We start from the raw sequence: 15635 nt of genomic DNA on the forward strand, positions 1-15635 counted from the left end.
CACCTGGCTCCCGGTCCGTTCACCGCACTGATCCACGGAGCCGGCATGTGGTACTGGCTTTTCCGAATCCTGCTCATCGGCCCGTTCCTCGGACTGCTGTCCCGGCCGACCGTCACGGGCGCCGAGCACATTCCGCGCCGCGGGCCGGTCATTCTCGCCAGCAACCACCTGGCCGTCTCGGATTCCTTCTTCCTGGTTCGGCTCGTTCCCCGGAAGATCTCGTTCGTCGCCAAGCGGGAGTACTTCACCGGCCGGGGTGTCCGCGGCCGACTGGTGGCCTGGATGTTCACCGCTGCGGGGCAGGTGCCCGTCGACCGGTCCGGAGGCGCCGCCGCGGCGGGGGCACTCGCCGCGGGCGCGCGGGTGCTGCGGGCCGGCGGGGTCTGGGGCGTCTTCCCGGAGGGAACCCGCTCCCCGGACGGACGGCTCTATCGGGGCCGGACCGGCGTGGCCCGGGTCGCGCTCGCCACGGGTGCCCCGCTGGTCCCGGTGGTGATCACCGGCAGCGCACAGGTGAGTCCGCGTGGCAGCCGCCGCTGGCGACGCGGCCGGGTTCACATCACTGTCTGCGAACCACTGGACGTCTCTCGCTACCGCGGTGCGCTGGGGCCGGCCGGGCTGGAGACCTCAGGCCTGCCCTCCATGCGGCAGCGAGCCGTGGTCCGGGCGGTGACGGACGAGGTGATGCGCGTCATCGCCCAGCACTCGCCGCAGGAGTACGTCGACAGGTATGCAGGGGACCACCGGAAGGCACCGGGACCCGACGGTGGGCCGACCTCCCTCGGGGGCTTCGGCGGTGTCCGGCCCGGGGCGATCGGCACTTCGCCAACGGGGCCGACGGGTGACCCGTCGGTGCCGCCTCCCCCGGGCACGGGATGACCGTCACACCCGACCCGAAAGCCGGGAGCGGCGGCCGCCACAGTGGCGGTGGCCTGGCCGAACCGTCACGACAGGTGTTTCCGAGCGCACCCGGAAAGGCCATCCCCCCGGTTTCGGGTATCCGCACAGGCCATCGCGCGCCACAAAAGCCGCACCTCCGCCTTTACGGTGACCTTCGTGCGCGCCAGAAGGGCCTTTGTGGCCGTATTCGCCCTCTCGATCCTTCTGCTTGGGAGCTGGACAGGTCTTTCGCCGGGGATGAACGCAGCCGCGCAGGCGCAGACCCCGGGGGCGGCGTGCGGGGGCCGGATCGAGTCCAACGAGGACGTCACCACGCTGATCAGCGAGTCGGCGGACTGCCCGGGCTCGGTCAACGGCTACTGGCGCGGCCAGCTCGGCACGTCCTGGAGCCAGCCGCACTACGTCCCCTATCGCAACGGCGAGATCCCGGCAATCGCCTGCGCCGAGGGCGTCGACGATCCGCGGGTGTTCGCCGACAACGCCCTGTACTGCACGCTGGACGACACCGTGGCGTACAGCATGGACTTCATGGCCCAGCTCTCCGACACCGGCGGGCCTTCCTACCCGGCATTCGTGATCATGCATGAGCTGGGCCACCGCGCGGACAAGATCAGCGGCACGCTCGGGCCGGTGTCCCGCGCCGAGGAGAACCAGGCGGACTGCCACGCCGGCAGTCAGGCCCGTTACGCCGTGGATGCCGGCCGGCTCACCTCGAGCGAGGCGGTGAACGGCTCGATGCTGTTCTACAGCCTCGGCGACACCCGGGGCGGCTGGTTCGACCAGGAGGGTTCGTCGGCACCGGACGCCCACGGCACCCCGTCGCAGCGCGCGCAGTCGTTCTCCCTCGGCTACCAGCAGGGCATCACGACCTGCCGGCACATCGGGCAGTCCCCGGACGGCAGCGTCAGCACCGTCTGAGGCCGGCGGCTCAGCGGCTCCTGGTGGCGGGGCCGGGGGTCGTCGTCCGGCCGGAGACCGAGTCCCAGTGGATGCGGACCCAGGTCGGCCGCTCGAGGTTCGCCGCCCACGGGGCCAGGCCGGATGCCTCCAGCCGCGCGATCTCGGCGTCGTCGCGGACCGCCTCGGCGTAGCCGTTCATCAGCACGCTCCAGCCGACACGGACGGTGGGGTCGTACCCGTCCACCTCGAAGGCGACGGTGCTGTGGTTGGTCGCCGCGGACAGCTTCGAGCCCACCCGGGAACGGAACGCGATGGTGTTCCCATCCACGATGAAGTTCACGGGCAGCACGAGGACCTCGCCGTCGGCGGAGAAGGCGACCCGGCCGATCCGCTCCCCGCCGACAAGCCGCAGGCAGATGTCGAAGGTGAGGACGCCGAAGCCGGCGTGGTCGCGCGGGATGTCCTGCCCCGGGATGCCGCCCAGGTCGGTGGGCGCCGGGGCAGGGGCGTCGGTCCGCGTCATGACGGCCTCCGTGATCGTGTGGTGCGTGGTCGTGTGGTCCGTGGTCGTGCGGTCCGCAGCCCGCCCGCCGGGTGGCGCGCGGGGACGGCTCTGCGTGGGTACGGGGCCACCGTAGGCGCGGGCCGCCCGGCGCGGGCAGTGTCGGTCGCCGTGTTCGGGTGGTTCGTGCGGCCGGCGCCCGATCCGCCGTCCGGCGGTCCGGTGCGGGGCCGGATGGCCGCCTCCCGGCCGGCCGCCCGCATCAACGCGGACGCAGGCTCCAGGCGACAAAGCGCACGTCCGGGGGCGTAGCCACCAGGCGCCACCACCATCCGAGAAGAGGCGACTACTTTCGGTACATGGACCTTCAGTACATGGACGAGGTTCCTCAGGGCGTGGGCCGGACAGCGCTCGCGACGGCCTGGATCCGGGCCGAGGCGAGCTGCCGGCCGGACCGCCTGTTCGACGACTGGCTCGCGCGGTCCTTCGTGGATGCCGCCGGCGACGCGGTACCCATCCATGGCGCCCTGCGGGCTGACGGAACCGACGGAGCTGACGCGACCAGCGAGGCTGACGGGGCTGACGACCTGGTCGAGACCATGAGCAGCTACCTGGTCGTCCGCACCCGCTTCTTCGACGACGAGCTGACCGCCGCCGCGGCCGCGGGCTGCCGGCAGGTGGTGATCCTGGCCGCCGGCCTCGACAGCCGTGCCTTCCGGTTGCCCTGGCCTTCCGGGACGCGGCTGTTCGAGCTGGACCAGCCGGCCATGATGTCCTTCAAGGAGCGGGTGCTTGCCGGGACCGGCGTCCGGCCCCGGTGCGAGCGCCATGTCGTCCCTGCCGACCTGACCGAGGACTGGGCCGACCGGCTGCTCCAGGCTGGCTTCCGTCCCGCCGAGCCGACCGCGTGGCTGGCGGAGGGCATCCTCGTGTATCTGGCGGAGGACCAGGCCGAGCGGCTGCTGGCCGAGATCACCGACCTCTCCGCGCCGTCCAGCCGGTTCGCGTTGGAGGACGCGAGGAACCTGGCCGGGGGCATGCTCGACCAGATCCGGCGGAACTCCCCGATGGGCCAGTTCGCCGACCTGTGGAAGGGCGGGCTCGAAGGAGAGTCACCCGCGTGGCTGGGCGCGCACGGCTGGCGCGGGCGGGAGACCCCGTTCGCCCGGATCGCCGCCAACCTGAACCGGTCGATCTCCGCCGCGCTGCCAGTCGAGGGTTACTTCGTGACAGCCCGCCGGGCCGGGTCGTGGGAGGAGACCGGCGTCACCCGCGCCACCGCACCGACCGCCGCGGGCGCCGGCGCGGGTGTCAGCGCGGGTGTCGGTGTCGGCACGGGCCGCGGCTCGGGCCCTGTGCAGGGCTCCAACGGTCACGGCGGCGACATTTCGTAGCGCACCCGGACTCCGAGCCCACCACACCCGTCTGCCCGCCACACCCGTCTGCCCGCACCCCGGCCGCCCGGGCCCGCGCCGCACACGACCAATTCCACTTTCCGGCGGACGTGGGCGCCCGGCCGCGCGGAAGTGAATGCGATGCCGCCTGTTCGCATACTCTGACATGGATGTCCGAGAACGAGATCCTTCGACGATCGAGCTACGGGCCGACCAGTCCGGTGGTCGGGACGCGCGGTTCACGCACACGCGCACGCGTCGTGGAGACGGCACTGGCGCTATTCGAGACCCAGGGCTTCCACGGCACGTCGGTGGATGACATCGCCACGGCTGCCGGTGTGTCCCGCGCCACGCTCTATCAGTATTTTGAGAGCAAGGAGCAGATCTTCGTCGAGCTGCTCCAGGAATGCGGAACCGCACTCATGCGGGTGGTCCGCCGGATCGGCCCGTTGGAACCCACCGAGCTCGGGTTCGACAATCTGCACTGGTGGCTCGGCGAGTGGGCCTGGGTCTACGACAAGTACGCCACGATGTTCGTCCAGTGGGCGAACATCAGCTCTCCCGGCACGTCCATCCCGGACATGGCCAGCCGCTTCCTGGCCGACTACCACGAGCGGATCGCCCGCCGGCTGGCCTCCTCCGGGGTGTCTGGCATCGACCCCACGGATGCGGCCATCATGCTGACGACGCTGGTGAACGCCTGTAACTACGCGAGGCACGCCGGCCCGGCGGCACGGGGCGGGCGGTCTGGCGGCCCCGCCGGCACCACACCTGGCTCCGCGACCAGCGCCGCGGGCATGGGCGGTCCTTCCCCCCGGGCCGGCGCCGCCGGTGTGATCGGTGCGGAGCAGCTGACCGACAGCCTGGCCGTGATCGTCCAGCTCCTTCTTTTCCCGCAGACCCCGCCGACCGTTTTCGCCCAGCTGGGGCGCGATATTCCGGCACCGCGGCCGCCCAGCACCGGTGAACGTCTCTGGTCGGCACCGCCGGTCGCACCGCTTCGCCCCGCGGTCCTCCCGCCGCCGCCCGAGGACAGGTTCGCGGCACTCAGCAGCCGCGCCTCCGCCACAGTCGGCCGACTGCTCGACGCGGGCGTCGAGTGCTTTACCGAAAAGGGTTACCACCAATGCTCGGTGGATGACGTCGTCTCGATCGCCGGCTACGCCCGTGGAACCTTCTACAAGTATTTCGACGAGAAACTCGACCTGCTGGTCGCACTGAGCGACCAGGCACTCCGTACGATCTCCGAACTCGACGACCGGATGTGCCGGGCCGGGTCGGCCACCGTTCCTGATCCGCTGGCGCTGCGGAGCTGGCTGACCGACGTCGTCACCTTCGCGCTGCGTTACCTCGGTGTGACCCGGATCTGGCTCGACCAGCAGCCGCAGCATCCGCGGCTGGAGGCGGCCCGGGCCGCGGTGGGCGAGCGGCTGCGCACCGGGTACGGCGGTCTCGTCGGGGCCGGCCGGTTGCCGCACCCGCTCGACCCGCAGGTGGCGAGCATCGCGTTCTTCGCTCTCGTCGAGCAGCTGCCCGAGGCGCTGCTCGGCATGGACCGCGGCCGCCCCGTCGCGGGGATCGTCGACCTGGTCGCGACGGCACTCGAGCGCACCCGGCTCCGCCCGCCCGCCACGCCCGCGGCCGGCCCGGCGGGCCAGACCCCCTCGTAGCCCCGTTCGACCGCCACCGCCCGACCGCCGCCGTTCGACCGCCGCCGTTCGACCAGGTCAGTCACCCCGGGGCGTCACGCTGTCGCATGCAGCGACTTCGCGCGTGATGTACAGAACACGCATAACCTGTTGGCCTGTCCCACGCACGGACCACCCGCACAATGCACGGCGGGACGCCCGATCGAGGAGGTCACACGGGTGAGCACCCTGGTCAAGCCGGGTACGCGTTACAAGTCCACGGTGTGCGACACCGAGGTGATCATAGTCAAGCCATCGTCCGGCCCGATCGACCTGCGCTGCGGTGGGCAGCCGGTGGTCGAGGTCGGCGCGGAGGTTCCCGCCGGGCTTGCTCTCGACCCGGCGTTCTCCGGCGGCACGCCGCTGGGGAAGCGGTTCTCCGACCCCGAGTCGGGCCTGGAGCTGCTGGCCACGAAGGGTGGTGCCGGCTCGCTGTCGATCGGTGAGGTGCCGCTGCCACTGAAGGACGCCAAGCCGCTCCCCTCCTCTGACTGACGGGCGGGAACGCACATGCACCTCGGGATGCTGCTGGAGATGGCGGCGGACGGCCTGGCCGACCGCATCGCCCTCGGGCCCAGCGTGGGCGGGCTCACCTTCGCCGAACTCGCGCACCGGGCCCGCCGGATCGGCGCCGCCCTGCAAACCCTGCCCGGCGACCGTGTCGGCCTGATCGACCTGAACTCCCCGGCCGTGCCGCTGACGCTGTTCGGGTCGGCGATCGCGGGCAAGCCGTTCGTGCCGATCAACTACCGGCTGGCGGACGAGCAGCTGCGGGCGATCGTCACCCGCACCGCCCCCGCCACGGTCGTCGTCGGGGCCGGCGTCGCCGAGCGCCTCGGGGAGATCGAGGGCATCCACCTGATCACCCGGGACGAGCTGCTCGCCATCGGGGCGGATCCCGAGGCGAAGGAGGCTGACGGCTGGGGCGGCGACGCCGAGGACATCGCCGTGCTGCTGTTCACCAGCGGCACGACCGGCGAGCCGAAGGCCGCCGTCCTGCGCCACCGCAACCTGACCGAGTACGTGATCACCACGGTCGAGTTCGCCGGTTCCGCCGAGGACGAGGTCGCGGTCGTCAGCGTGCCGCCGTACCACATCGCCGGTGTGTCGGCCGCGTGCTCGTCCACCTACTCGGGGCGCCGCATCGTCCAGCTGGAGAGCTTCGAGCCGCGGGCCTGGGTCGACCTGGTCCGGGCGGAGGCGGTCACCCACGCGATGGTCGTGCCGACCATGCTCGGCCGGATCCTCGACGTCATCGAGGCCGACGGGCAGGGCCTGCCCTCGCTGCGGTCGATCTCCTACGGCGGCGGTCCGATGCCGCTGCCGGTGATCGAGCGCGCGGTGACGATGCTGCCGAGCGTCGGGTTCGTGAACGCCTACGGGCTCACCGAGACGTCCAGCACCATCGCCGTGCTCGGCCCCGACGACCACCAGGCCGCGATCAGCAGTGACGACCCCGCGGTGCGGGCACGCCTCGGCTCTGTCGGGCGCCCGCTGCCGAGCCTCGAGGTCTCGATCCGCGACGCCGCCGGCGTCGAGGTCCCGACCGGTGAGCACGGGGAGATCTGGGTCCGCGGCGGGCAGGTGTCCGGCGAGTATCTCGGGATCGGCCGGATCGAGAACGACGGCTGGTTCCCGACCCGCGACGAGGGCCACCTCGACGCCGGCGGCTACCTGTACGTGCACGGCCGGCTGGACGACGTCATCGTCCGCGGCGGCGAGAACATGTCGCCGGGTGAGATCGAGGCCGTCCTGATCACCCATCCGGCTGTCGAGGAGGCCGCGGTCGTCGGCATCCCGCACCGCGACTGGGGCGAGCAGGTCGTCGCGGCCGTCGTCGTCACCGGTGAGGTGACCGAGGACGAGCTGCGGAGCCACGTGCGGGCCAAGCTGCGCTCCAGCCGCACGCCGGAGCACATCCAGTTCCGCACCGAGCTGCCGTTCAACGAGAACGGCAAGCTGCTGCGCCGGGTACTGCGCACCGAGCTGGAGCAGGCCTTCGCCTGACAGCGCGCGGGGCGGGTCGCCGGGCCGGGCATCGGCCGGTGCGGCGACCCGCCCCCGCGCAGTCAGCGCCTCAGGCCTGAGGCCTGTGCGCTTTTCAGCCGGTCTGTTCCCGCTTTTCGAGCGGTCCGGGTCCGTCCGTCGACCCGGCCGGGGTCAGCCGACGGACGTGTTGACGAGCATGCCGACGCCGTAGGTGGCCGCGGCGGCCGTGAAGCCCAGCAGGAGCTGGCGCGCGCCGCTGTAGAGCGCCGACCGGTCGGTGAACCGACTGACGGCGACACCGAGAAGGAACAGCGCGAGGCCGGCAAGCAGCGCGGCGGCGGCGAACGAGGCGAACCCGAGCAGGTACGGCGTCACCGGGATCAGCGCCCCGAGCGCGAACGCGCCGAACGACGCCACGGCGGCGGCGAGCGGTGACGGGAGCTCGTCCGGATCCAGGCCGAGCTCGCTCTGCACATGGGCCCGCAACGCGCTGTCGGGACTGCGGCCCAGCTGCCGGGCCACCGCGTCGGCGGTTCGTTCCTCCACCCCCTGCGCACGGAAGAACGCGGCCAGCTCCGCCTGCTCGGCCTGCGGGTACAGCTCGAGCTCCCGGCGCTCGACCTCGATCTGGGCCCGCATCGCCTCGTTCTGGGACCGGACCGAGGTGTACTCCCCGGTCGCCATCGAGAAGGCGCCGGAGGCGAGGCCCGCGAGGCCGGCCAGAATCACCGCCGGCCGCGCCGCGGCACCGCCGGCGAAGCCGCTGATCAGCGCGACGTTGCTGACCAGCCCGTCCATCGCGCCGAAGACGGCGGGGCGCAGCCAGCCACTGCCGGGCCCGTGCTGCTTCCCATGATGCTTCCCGGATCCGTGGCCGCTCTCGGACGGTGACCGCTTCGGGTCGCGCGCGTCAGGTGCCACGGTAGACGAGGGTACGGATCGCGGTCAGCCGACGTGCACGAACGGGCGGCGCTCCGGGTCCGGCTCGGCCTCGCGCAGGATCTCCCGCGTGGTGGAGGCGACCTCCCCGACGCCGGCGAACACGAAGCGGGCCAGGTTCTGCACCGGGTTTCCCTCGGACCACTCGAAGTACACGTGCGGCCGCGCACCCGTCGTGTCCCGCAGGTGCAGCAGCAGCGCCGCGATGGCGTTCGGTACCGAAGTACTGGTCAGCCGCAGGATGCGGTACCCGTGCCGCTGGCGGCCGTGGACGGTGAGCTCGCTCTCGAACTCCGACGAGTCGAGGACGGCCACCTCCAGGAACAGCAGATGCTGGGCGCCCGGCACATGCAGCTGCTCGTGGGCCTTGCTGGCCTTGTCCGCGTACTCGGCGGCGTCACCGGTGTCGAACTCGTTGGCGACCAGATGCAGTGGCCCGGCCCGCGACGCCTCCGCCACCCAGCGGGCAGCCGTCGGGTCGAGTTCGACACCGGTCACCCGCAGCTCGAACGAGCGCACGGCCCGGGACAGGAACGACACCACCAGGATCGTCACGATGAAGATCGATCCGATGATCAGGCCGTCCGGCCGCTCGATGATGTTGGCGACGGTCGTGTAGACGAACACCGCGGAGATCACACCGAAGACTCCGGTGGCCCGCCGGTCACCGCGGCGGGACGCGGAGAGGGTGACCGCGACCGATGCCGAGGTGATCAGCACCAGCACACCGGTCGCGTAGGCGCCTGCCTGTTTGTCCACGCTCGCGTCGAAGACGATGGTCACCACGAACCCCACCGTGGTGAACACGAGCACGAGCGGACGGATCGCGCGGGCCCAGTGCGGTGCCATGCCGTACCGGGGCAGGTAGCGCGGCACCAGGTTGAGCAGGCCGGCCATCGCCGACGCCCCGGCGAACCACAGGATGGCGATCGTGCTGACGTCGTAGGCGGTGCCGAACGCGTTGCCCAGCTCCTGGTGGGCGAGGTAGGCGAGCGCCCGCCCGTTCGCCGGCCCGCCCGGCTCGGCGAGCCGCTCCGGAACGAGGACGGCGGTCGCGAGGCTGCTGGAGAGCAACAGCACCGCCATGATCAGCGCCGCCGTGGTGAGCAGCCGCCGGGCGCCGAGGATCCGCCCGGCGGGCCGGTCCTCCGTGTCGCCGGGCGCGCCGCGGATCAGCGGCATCACCGCCACACCCGTCTCGAAGCCGGAGAGCCCGAGCGCGAGCTTCGGAAAGACGATCAGCGCGACGCCCGCCATCGCCGCCGGGTTCGGGTGCTCGGCGACGAGCAGCCGGTGCCAGTCCCCGAGCAGGGAGGGATGGCTCGCGACCTTGACCAGCGACACCGAGATCACGGTCAGGCTCAGGACGAGGTAGACCGCGACCAGGATGGTCGCGACGCCCACCGCCTCGGTGAACCCGCGCAGGAACACGGCGGCGAGTGCCACGAGCAGCAGAAGCGTCAGCGCCACGTGGTGGCCGGCGAAGACGTCCGGCGCGTACGGGTTCTCGAGGAGGTGGGCGGAGGCATCCGCCGCCGAGAGTGTGATCGTGATCAGGAAGTCGGTGCAGGCGAAGCCGAGCAGCACCAGGACCAGCAGCTTTCCCTTCCACCAGGAAAGGTGCTTCTCGAGCATGGCGATCGAGCCCTCGCCGTGTGGGCTCTCCGCCGCCACCCGGCGGTAGACCGGCAGGGCACCGCACAGGGTGACCACGACGAGCACCGCGGTCGCGACGGGACTCAGCGCGCCGGCCGCGAGCAGCGCGATACCGGGCTGGTAGCCAAGGGTGGAGAAGTAGTCCACCCCGGTCAGGCACATGACCCGCAGCCAGTGGTGCCGCTGGTGCTCGGGTTCGGGCTGGGTGTGGGGGCCGCTGTGCCGGCGGGCCTGCTCGGACCCAGCGAGCAACCAGTCCCCCAGCCGCTGACGCGCCGTCGGACCGGCCGGCGTGGTCACGCCAGGGGGCGGGCCGGGCCCAGCGGGTGTGGTCGCGGCGGGTGTGGTCGGCCCGGGCGGCCCTGGCGCTGACGGCACGGCGGTGGGCCCCCGGTCGATCGCGGCGCTGGGTCAGCGCGGTGGGTACACCTCGGTGCGCAGCTCGTGGGACCCGTCGGCGCGGGCCTGCTCGTAGTAGAGCCGGTAGCCGCCGCCGGGCAGTGCCACCACGCTGACGTACCGTAGCGCGCCGCCGTGCGGCGAGACCGCCACCGGCCCGTCCCCGACCGGTTCGAACCGTTCGAAGGTGCCGACCGCGAGACCGGTGCGCTCGGACCAGTTCTCCGCCGCGCTGGCCCGGCCGTCGTAGTAGGCGAAGGTGCCGCCGTCGGAGCCGACGACGACCGAGGCGATACGCACGCCGCGGGCGTCCCAGGCGCCGGCCCGCGGCGCGAGCGCGGTGCCGTGCCACGTCCACGACACCCCGTCGGGGCTGGTCGCGTAGCGGCTGTCCATGCGGTCGGTCGCGGCGGGGTCGTCCAGCAGGTGGCAGGACGCCCACAGATGCCACTGCCCGTCATGCCAGACGACGACCGGGTCCTTCACCGCCGTCGCCCGGTCACCGGGCAGGACGGTCCGCCGCGTGGCCGGGTCGAACCCGTCGGGGGTGTCCGCCTCCAGCACGTCGACCCACCAGTGCGGGCTGCCGGGCGTGGCGCAGCTCACGTAGAGCCGCCAGCGGCCGTCCGGAGCGCGCACCAGTGCCGGCCGCTCCAGCGACTCCGCGGGGAAGTCGTCCCGGTCGATCCGCTGGAGCGGTGTGAACTGTTCACCGTCGACCGAGCGGGCGATCATCACCGCGTATCCACGGCCGTGCCCGACGGGACGCCGCAGCCGGTAGGCGAGGTAGAACACGCCATCCGCGAGGACGGCGCTCGGCGCTCCCGCCCAGTAGCCCGGGCCGTCACCGGGCGGCGCCACCACCGTCACGGCGCGGTCCTGGGTCGGCAGAGGGATGTCCGGGGCGGTCTGGCCGGTCTCGTACGTCACCACGCGCCGCATCCTACTTAGCTGGTAGACAACTGCCGTTGGACGCCGCGGCCCCGCGCCCCGCCCTCGCTCCACCGCCCGGTCCAGCCGGCCAGGCCAGGTGGCCGGTCCGGGGGGCCGGGCCCGCTGCGTCGTCCGCCACGGGATCGGCGTTTTCGGTGTTTCCCGATCGAGAAAGTACTTATGCTGCTCCGGCCTGGTCACCGCGGTGCCCGCCACCGCCACGTCGGCCCCTGGGAGCGTTACGACCGATGGCCCTGCCCGACTTCTTCGTGCTCGGGGTGCCCAAGGCCGGCACCACCGCCATGCACGCCGCACTCACCCGCCACCCCGAGCTGTACCTGTCGCGGGTGAAGGAACCCAAGTTCTTCCTGTCCGACGGGCCGCCGCCCGCCCGCGGCGGCCCCGGCGACGCCCAGACCTATCAGGAGCACGTCTGGCGCCGCGCGGACTACGAGGCCCTGTTCGCGCCCGCGCCCGCCGAGGCGCTGTGTGGCGAGGCGACGCCGTTCTACCTGTATGACCTGGACGCGCAGAACCGCATCCGCCGGCTCGTCCCGAAGGCGAAGCTGATCGTGATGCTGCGCAACCCCGTCGACCGCGCCCATTCCAACTGGACGCATCTGTGGGCCGCGGGCCTGGAGCCCGAGCGCGACTTCGTCCGGGCCTGCGCGCTGGAGGAACGCCGCCGCGCCGACGGCTGGGCCCACTTCTGGCACTACCTCGGACAGGGGCTCTACGGGCGTCAGCTGGAGCACCTGCTCACCCTGTTCGGCCGCGAGCAGGTCCTGCTGCTGCGCTACCGCGACCTGCGGGACTCCCCCGTGCGGACGCTGGACCGGGTGTGCGACTTCCTCGGCGTGCAGACCGGGCTGCTGGACGCCGTCCCGTCCGAGAACGTGACCCCCTACGTCGCCGACACCGCGGTCAACGCCGGTCTGCGGGCCGTGCTGCGCACCGGTGGGCGGATCGGCCACCACTTCCCATCCCGGGTCCGGACGACGGTCCACCGGCCGCTGCTGCGGGCCCTGCAGCGCCAGCGGGGTGGCCGGCCCACGATCACACCCGCGCAGCGGGCCGCGATCCTGCCCTTCTTCGTCGAGGACATCGCCCTGTTGGAGCAGGTCACCGGCGAGTTCTACGCGGACTGGCTCACCGCCGGCCTCGAACCGGAGCTCTTCGACGACTGAGCCGATGAGTTCCCGGCGGCCCGGCGGTCTCTGTCTGTGGACAGGTGGCGCCGGTGGGCGAGCCATCTGCTCCCCCGCGGACGGGAGGCCCGGTCATGCCCGACGACACCTCAGCCCTGCCGCCGCTCCCGGCCGCGGGCGACGGCGGCAGCTCCGTGCTCAGGCTGCCCGCGCTGCTGCACCGGGCGGCCCTGCCCGACCTGTGCGGACGGCTGGAGGCACTGCTCCGTGACCACACCAGCCCGCCCGTCGTCCTGGACGCGTCCGCCGTCGAGGGGGTGGACGCCGTCCTGGTCGAGACGGTCGCCCGACTGACCCTCCTCGCCCGTCGCCACGGCCGGGCGCTGCGGGTGGTCGCCCCGCCGGCGCTGCGCGAGCTGCTCTGGCTGACCGGACTCACCCAGCTGCTCGACGGGCGACCAGCCGACGGCCCACCGGGCGGCGACCGCCCCTGACCGGGCGGGGGCGGGCCCGCACCGGCCCGCCTACGCCGGCCCCGAGATGTGCCCGGGCAGACCGAACAGCGGAAACACCCGCTCGACGTCCAGGAAGGTGTTGATGCCGGCGACCCGGCCGGCCGAGATCTCCAGCACCACCAGCCCCCAGGCGTCGTGGCCGGAACCGGTGGCGCTCGGCCGGTACTGCCCGAACGCCGGGTGACCGTTCGCGACGGTCGCCACGAGCCGCGAGCCCGCGCAGCCGCTGCCGGTGCCGACCAGCCAGCCGCGGACGTCGGCGTGGCCGCGCAGCCAGAGGTCCAGCGGGGGCATGGACATCGTCACATCCTCGTGCAGGAGCGCCACCAGCGACTCGATGTCGTACCGCTCGAAGGCGTCGACGTAGCGGGCGAGCAGGGCGCGCTGCGCGTCGTCGGCGGGGCGCAGCGGCTCCGCCTCGGAGATCCCGGCGGAGGCGATCGTGGCCCGCGCTCGCTGCAGCGCGCTGTTGACCGAGGCGACCGACGAGTCCAGCAGCTGCGCGGTCTCGCTCGCCGACCAGCCGAACACCTCCCGCAGGATCAGGACCGCGCGCTGGCGCGCCGGCAGATGCTGCAGCGCCGCGACGAAGGCGAGCCGCACCGTCTCACGGCGGTCGGCCAGGTCGGCCGGGTCGGTGGTGTCGGTGCCGCTGGCGAGGACCTGCCCGTCCGGCGCGGGCACGATCCAGGCCGTCTCCGGCAGCGGGGCGCGCAGCGCGGTCTGGGCGGTGGACGGGCCGGCCAGATCCATCGGGCGGGCCCGGCGCTGGCCGGCGCTGAGCATCGTCAGGCACACGTTGGTCGCGATGCGGTAGAGCCACGACCGCAGCGCCGAGCGCCCCTCGAACCGGTCGAGGCCGCGCCAGGCACGGATCATCGTCTCCTGCACCGCGTCCTGCGCGTCGAACGGTGAGCCGAGCATCCGGTAGCAGTAACCGGTCAGCTCCCGGCGGAAGGGCTCCAGCAGGCTCGCGGCCTCGGCCCGGGCCTCGCCGGTGGCGGGCTCATCAGCCCGCGGGTCCGAAAGAACCTCGCTCATCGCACACCCTCACTCCTCTGAGACGACCCGGCTGGCCTGCCCTGATCGCCGGTACCGCCTGCTGTCGCCATCCCCACGACCGCCAGTGTGACTCCCGCCTCCGACAGAAATCGTGATGGCGGTGACGGCCAACCGACATCCCGGGGCACTTCTCCCCCGCGACTACGCAGGGGAAGATCAACAGCTATGAGCGCCGCAGGCACGCTTCCGGCCGGGGGCCCGGCAACGGGGAATCCCACCGCCGCGGTGCCCGCTCCCCCCATCGCCACTCCGGCATCCGTTCCGCGACGCGCGGGGGCGCCCGCCACCACCCCCGGATCCCGGCCGGGTCCGGCGGCCGTGCGGGCACTGCGGGCACTGCGGGCAGTGACCCAGTCACCACCCGGCCGGCTGCGCCTGCTTGCCGCGGTGCTGACCGCTGCGCTGGTGGCCCTGCTGGTCGTCTCCCTGCTGACCACGCTTGCCCGGCAGCGCGCGCTGGCCACCCTCGACGGCGACTCCGGCCCGTCCTTCGTCGCGGCGCAGCAGCTGCACGCCGAGCTCTCCGGCGCGGACGCGACGATCGCCCGTGCCTTCCTGGCCGGTGGGGTCGAGCCCCCCGCACAGGTCACGGCCTACCAGGAGGGCCTCGCCGCCGCCAGCGGACGGATCATCGACCTCGCCCTGGCCGGCGGGCCGCGGGAGCCGCTCAGCGTGCTGACCGCCCAGCTGCCGGTCTACACCGGCCTGGTCGAACGGGCCCGGGCCAACAACCGGGTCGGCAACGTCGTCGGCGGGGCCTACCTGCGCCAGGCCGCCGAGCTGATGAAGACCACGATCCTGCCCGCCGTCGACCGCCTCGCCGCCGCCGACGCGCGCGACATCGACCGCGGCTACGCCGCCGCCACCCGCTGGTATCAGCCGGTGCTGATCGCGGCGGTCGGCGCGCTCGCGGCCGGCGTTCTGCTCCACATCCAGCTTCGCCTGTTCCGGCGGACGCACCGGATGTTCAACCCGCCGCTGGTCGCCGCGACCGCGCTGACGCTGGCCGCGACCGGGCTCGTCCTGGCGGCCTTCGGCACCGGGCGCGCCCGCCTGATCGACAGCCGGGACGAGGCCTACCGCCCGATGGCGGTCGTCGCCCAGGCCAGGGTGCTGGCGTTGCGGGCCTGGGACGACGAGAGCCTCTCTCTGATCGCCCGCGGCAACAGCGACGCGCTCGACGCCGATGCCCGGCGCACGGTCGAACGCCTCGGCTACGACCCGGCAGGCCACCCGACCGGCACCGGTGTGCTCGCCGCCGCGACCGCGGGCGAGGGCCCCGACGAGCAGGCACGGGACGCCCTTGTGCCCGGCTGGGAGGCCTACCAGGTCACCGCCGTCGAGGTCCGGAAGCTGGTCAGCCGCGTCGGGGGCTTCCAGAACGCGGTCCGCCTCGCACTCGGCGACGGCACCACGACCTTCACCCGCTTCGACGACGATGCCGCCACGGCCTTCGACGCGGGCCAGCGCCGCTTCACCGGCGGGCTGTCCTCGGCGGCAGGCGCCTACGACCACCTGCCGGCCGTGACCGGGGCGCTCCTCGGCCTGGCCGTCCTGGCCGGCCTCGCCGGTGTCCAGGCCCGGATCAACGACTACCGGCGATGAGAGCG

General features: G+C 72.9%; 14 protein-coding genes. 9 read left to right on the top strand and 5 right to left on the bottom strand.

Annotation, left to right across the window (positions count from 1 at the left end; all coding sequences use genetic code 11):
* Positions 1 to 45: 45 nt before the first annotated feature.
* Both AB1460_RS10675 and AB1460_RS10680 read left to right on the top strand, forming a co-directional pair.
* A complete protein-coding gene (locus AB1460_RS10675; RefSeq protein WP_368960706.1) occupies positions 46 to 879 on the top strand; it encodes a lysophospholipid acyltransferase family protein in 834 nt (277 codons plus the stop codon).
* A gap of 258 nt (positions 880 to 1137) precedes the next feature.
* Positions 1138 to 1818, top strand: a complete 681-nt coding sequence (locus tag AB1460_RS10680; protein WP_368960708.1) for a metalloprotease — start codon at positions 1138 to 1140, stop codon at positions 1816 to 1818.
* Between the two features lie 10 nt (positions 1819 to 1828).
* Here AB1460_RS10680 and AB1460_RS10685 read toward each other — a convergent pair whose 3' ends face one another.
* Positions 1829 to 2323 carry a pyridoxamine 5'-phosphate oxidase family protein gene (locus tag AB1460_RS10685; protein WP_026310741.1) on the bottom strand — a complete coding sequence of 165 codons (495 nt, stop codon included), beginning with the start codon at positions 2321 to 2323 and terminating at the stop codon, positions 1829 to 1831.
* A gap of 353 nt (positions 2324 to 2676) precedes the next feature.
* On the opposite strand from AB1460_RS10685, the gene AB1460_RS10690 reads away from it, so the two are divergent.
* The 4 genes from AB1460_RS10690 to AB1460_RS10705 all read left to right on the top strand — a co-directional run bounded on the left by AB1460_RS10690 (position 2677) and on the right by AB1460_RS10705 (position 7391).
* Positions 2677 to 3696, top strand: a complete 1020-nt coding sequence (locus tag AB1460_RS10690) for an SAM-dependent methyltransferase (RefSeq protein ID WP_368960710.1) — start codon at positions 2677 to 2679, stop codon at positions 3694 to 3696.
* 260 nt (positions 3697 to 3956) lie between these two features.
* On the top strand, positions 3957 to 5366 hold the full coding sequence (locus AB1460_RS10695; protein ID WP_420497241.1) for a TetR/AcrR family transcriptional regulator: 1410 nt from the start codon (positions 3957 to 3959) through the stop codon (positions 5364 to 5366).
* A gap of 198 nt (positions 5367 to 5564) precedes the next feature.
* Positions 5565 to 5879 carry a hypothetical protein gene (locus AB1460_RS10700; RefSeq protein ID WP_368960714.1) on the top strand — a complete coding sequence of 105 codons (315 nt, stop codon included), beginning with the start codon at positions 5565 to 5567 and terminating at the stop codon, positions 5877 to 5879.
* Positions 5880 to 5894: 15 nt separating this feature from the next.
* The gene (locus AB1460_RS10705; protein ID WP_368960716.1) at positions 5895 to 7391 is read left to right on the top strand and encodes a class I adenylate-forming enzyme family protein; all 1497 of its coding nucleotides are present in this window, start codon (positions 5895 to 5897) and stop codon (positions 7389 to 7391) included.
* Positions 7392 to 7544: 153 nt separating this feature from the next.
* Here the strand turns inward: AB1460_RS10705 and AB1460_RS10710 are convergent, their stop codons facing one another.
* From AB1460_RS10710 to AB1460_RS10720, 3 genes are all read right to left on the bottom strand, one after another.
* Positions 7545 to 8294: a VIT1/CCC1 transporter family protein gene (locus AB1460_RS10710; RefSeq protein ID WP_420497242.1), complete on the bottom strand. Its 750-nt coding sequence runs from the start codon at positions 8292 to 8294 to the stop codon at positions 7545 to 7547.
* Positions 8295 to 8318: 24 nt separating this feature from the next.
* Positions 8319 to 10268 carry an amino acid transporter gene (locus AB1460_RS10715; RefSeq protein ID WP_368960718.1) on the bottom strand — a complete coding sequence of 650 codons (1950 nt, stop codon included), beginning with the start codon at positions 10266 to 10268 and terminating at the stop codon, positions 8319 to 8321.
* 111 nt (positions 10269 to 10379) lie between these two features.
* Positions 10380 to 11300: a hypothetical protein gene (locus AB1460_RS10720; RefSeq protein WP_368960719.1), complete on the bottom strand. Its 921-nt coding sequence runs from the start codon at positions 11298 to 11300 to the stop codon at positions 10380 to 10382.
* Between the two features lie 248 nt (positions 11301 to 11548).
* Between AB1460_RS10720 and AB1460_RS10725 the strand changes: the two genes are divergently transcribed.
* Both AB1460_RS10725 and AB1460_RS10730 read left to right on the top strand, forming a co-directional pair.
* Positions 11549 to 12487 carry a sulfotransferase family protein gene (locus AB1460_RS10725; protein WP_368960720.1) on the top strand — a complete coding sequence of 313 codons (939 nt, stop codon included), beginning with the start codon at positions 11549 to 11551 and terminating at the stop codon, positions 12485 to 12487.
* Positions 12488 to 12582: 95 nt separating this feature from the next.
* On the top strand, positions 12583 to 12942 hold the full coding sequence (locus AB1460_RS10730; RefSeq protein WP_368960722.1) for an STAS domain-containing protein: 360 nt from the start codon (positions 12583 to 12585) through the stop codon (positions 12940 to 12942).
* A 30-nt stretch (positions 12943 to 12972) separates the two neighbouring features.
* Here the strand turns inward: AB1460_RS10730 and AB1460_RS10735 are convergent, their stop codons facing one another.
* A complete protein-coding gene (locus AB1460_RS10735) occupies positions 12973 to 14004 on the bottom strand; it encodes a sigma-70 family RNA polymerase sigma factor (RefSeq protein WP_368960724.1) in 1032 nt (343 codons plus the stop codon).
* A gap of 186 nt (positions 14005 to 14190) precedes the next feature.
* Here AB1460_RS10735 and AB1460_RS10740 point away from each other — a divergent pair, with 186 nt between their 5' ends.
* Entirely contained in the window at positions 14191 to 15630 is a 1440-nt protein-coding gene (locus AB1460_RS10740; protein WP_368960725.1) for a hypothetical protein, read from the top strand.
* Positions 15631 to 15635 lie beyond the last annotated feature (5 nt).

The organism is Parafrankia sp. FMc2 (assembly GCF_041008525.1).
GTDB lineage: Bacteria > Actinomycetota > Actinomycetes > Frankiales > Frankiaceae > Parafrankia.